The sequence below is a fragment of the Paratractidigestivibacter sp. genome (assembly GCF_052362415.1).
GTDB lineage: Bacteria > Actinomycetota > Coriobacteriia > Coriobacteriales > Atopobiaceae > Paratractidigestivibacter.
In genome coordinates this window covers 1-2408 of sequence record NZ_DAWEMK010000172.1, presented here as the reverse complement: position 1 = coordinate 2408, position 2408 = coordinate 1, and the positions used below count along the sequence as shown (strand labels likewise).

General features: G+C 65.3%; 2 protein-coding genes. Both read right to left on the bottom strand.

Going from position 1 to position 2408, the window contains the following annotated elements:
• Positions 1-119 precede the first annotated feature (119 nt).
• On the bottom strand, positions 120-1244 hold the full coding sequence (locus ACT84W_RS10520; RefSeq protein WP_444329178.1) for a glycosyltransferase family 8 protein: 1125 nt from the start codon (positions 1242-1244) through the stop codon (positions 120-122).
• 233 nt (positions 1245-1477) lie between these two features.
• Complete coding sequence (locus ACT84W_RS10515) at positions 1478-2197, bottom strand: TatD family hydrolase (protein ID WP_444329177.1); 720 nt, start codon at positions 2195-2197, stop codon at positions 1478-1480.
• Between the last annotated feature and the right edge of the window lie 211 nt (positions 2198-2408).

The following is a 2408-nucleotide window of genomic DNA, read 5'->3' as shown; positions in this document are numbered from 1 at the left end:
TCAAACAGTCCTGCTCGCACGGAGTCCACATTTAGTGGCCCCCGTGCGAGTCAGGACTGTTTGAGCATGAAGAGAAACCCAGGGCCTCTCCCCAGCGGTAAGGGATATGCAGCGACCCTCTACAGGTTCTGTCCACCGAGGGCGTTGTAGGCCTTGATGATGGCCGCGCGACGCTTGGAGCCGCCGGGGCAGGTCTTGTCGAAGGCGGGCATGATGCCCTTGTAGAGGGCGATGACCTGCACGCGCTTGGCGAGGCCCTTCGCGGTGGCACGGGAGTCCTCGAGCTGCGCGCGGATCTCCTCGAGGTAAGGGGAGCGGCGGGCGTACTTCCAAAATAGATCCGCCCCGTCGGCGTCAGGGTAGAGCCACGGGCGGTTGTCCGGTCCCGCGAAGTGGACGATCCTCGGGTCGCGGCGGGCCTCGTCGTACTCGGCGCGAACATCGGGCGCAGCGTTAGAGACGATGTGGGTGCGGCGCAGGTGCTGCCAGTCCATGAGGTAGTTCCACTTCATGGGGATGCGCACGTAGTGGCCGTTCACGACCTTGTTGAGCACGTCTTGGTCGAGCCAGCGCCACATGCGCTCGGTGCTGATGCGCAGGAACTCCTCGGCGGTCACGGTGCGCCTGAGCTCGGCGAGGTTCATAAGCAGGACGCCTGCCTGGAAGTAGTCGTGCGGGTCGTCCATGCCGAGCTCGTCGTGGAGGTAGGGCCCGACCGAGACGTCGTAGCCGTCGATCTGGCCGAGCGTGTCCGCGTCGCGGGTGGCGCCGAGCTTGTAGCCCTCGACGTCGTAGTCGTAGAGCTCCGCGATGTCGGCGTTTACGATGAGGTCCGAGTCGAGGTAGATGGCCTTGTCAACGTTGGGCAGGAGCTGCGGCGCGAGCAGGCGGTAGTAGGTCTCGGGGCGGAAGTGGCCGTGGTGGGGGAGCTTGATGTCGCCGAGCGCAGAGTCGACGTCGAGGAAGCCGATGCCGACGTTCGCCTCCTTGGTCTGGCGCGTGAGCGTGACCATGCTGGTGGGGGAGAGATCCCTCGTGAGGACGATGATGTCGTAGCGGCGGCTGGGGCTCGCGTTGTCGACGATCGACTGAGTGGCGACCGAGAGGTACGGGACGAAGCTCTCGCTGCAGGCGAACACGATGACGACGTCGTTCAGCGGCAAGTCAAGGCCGGTGGAGGACGTCGAAAGCATGGTCGCGCCCAAAGGGGCGCTCTGGTTCTCCGTGTTCTTGTGTAGAGGCATTCTCAGGTGCTTGATCAACGTCTATGCCCTTTGCTTTGCTCTAGCGGTCACGACAACATAAAACTATACCTTTTTGGGCTTCGCGCCGTCTTGCATTTCGGTCACCTTCGCAAGGCCGGCTCGGTTGCGGCGCGATCCTTGCAGGGGGGGCGCCGCGTGTCCCGGTGGATGAGGAGAGAAGCCCCTGACGCCCGTCTTTATGGCGAGCCGCATCGTTCTCCCTCGGTCTCGGCTCAGAAAAGCCTCGCGGACCGGGGGTCCCAGCCGGGCCGAAGCGCCTGCAGGGTCTGGGCGGCGCGGTCGAGCGAGGCGGCTATGTTCGCCGCGCAGGTCGCGTCTCCCTCGTGCTCCGGCAGGTCGGTCTCGAGCAGGAGACGGTCGGTCGGCACCTGCCTTGCGTATTCACGGCCGCGTCGGGTGGCCAGCATACGCTCGCCGACGGAGAACCAGCAGCCCGCCTCCCGGGCTCGGACGAGCTCCTCGGAGGTCCCGCTGAACCAATGGAAGATGCAGCGGCAGGAGGCGAGCGCGCCTGTGCGATCGAGGACGTCGAGGCAGGTGCCCGCAGAGCGCACCGCGTGGACGGAGATCGTCTTTCCGCCGTAGGAGCACGCCTCGGCCACGGCCTCGAAGACCCGGAGCTGGTCCTTCTTCGTGGCGACGTGGGCGCGGCCGAAGTCGAGGCCGACCTCGCCGACCCAGTCCGTGCCCTCTATCGCGGAGGCGATCTTCTCCGCATCGGTGCCGCCATCTACGAACCACGGGTGCATACCGGCGGCCACGCGGACGTCGTCAAAGCCGTTTAGCTGCGATATCGCGTGTTGGTAGCCTTCCGGCGACACCGTGCAGCAGAGCATCCGGAGGCCGAGCCGCCCCGCGTCCGCGGCCGCCCTCGCGGGCTCAGCGAGCCAATCGAGGTGGACATGCGCGTCGAAGAGCCGTGCTTCCCCCATTTGTCCATTCCCATCTGTGCACGTGGTATCCTGTACGGTTGTTATACCTGCTGTTACAGACGTGTGCCCACGAGGCGCAACGCGAGGAGATTTACCGTGGAAGAGATGCCCAAGACCTACGACCCGCAATCCAAGGAGCCTGAGCTCATCCAGAAGTGGATCGACGCCGGCTGCTACCAGCGCAGCAAGGGCGTCGGCGACTGCACCGTCG

Coding starts and splice junctions, on each gene's coding strand:
- ACT84W_RS10520 (WP_444329178.1), bottom strand. CDS start 1,244: ATGCCTCTACACAAGAACACGGAGAACCAGAGCGCCCCTTTGGGCGCG.
- ACT84W_RS10515 (WP_444329177.1), bottom strand. CDS start 2,197: ATGGGGGAAGCACGGCTCTTCGACGCGCATGTCCACCTCGATTGGCTC.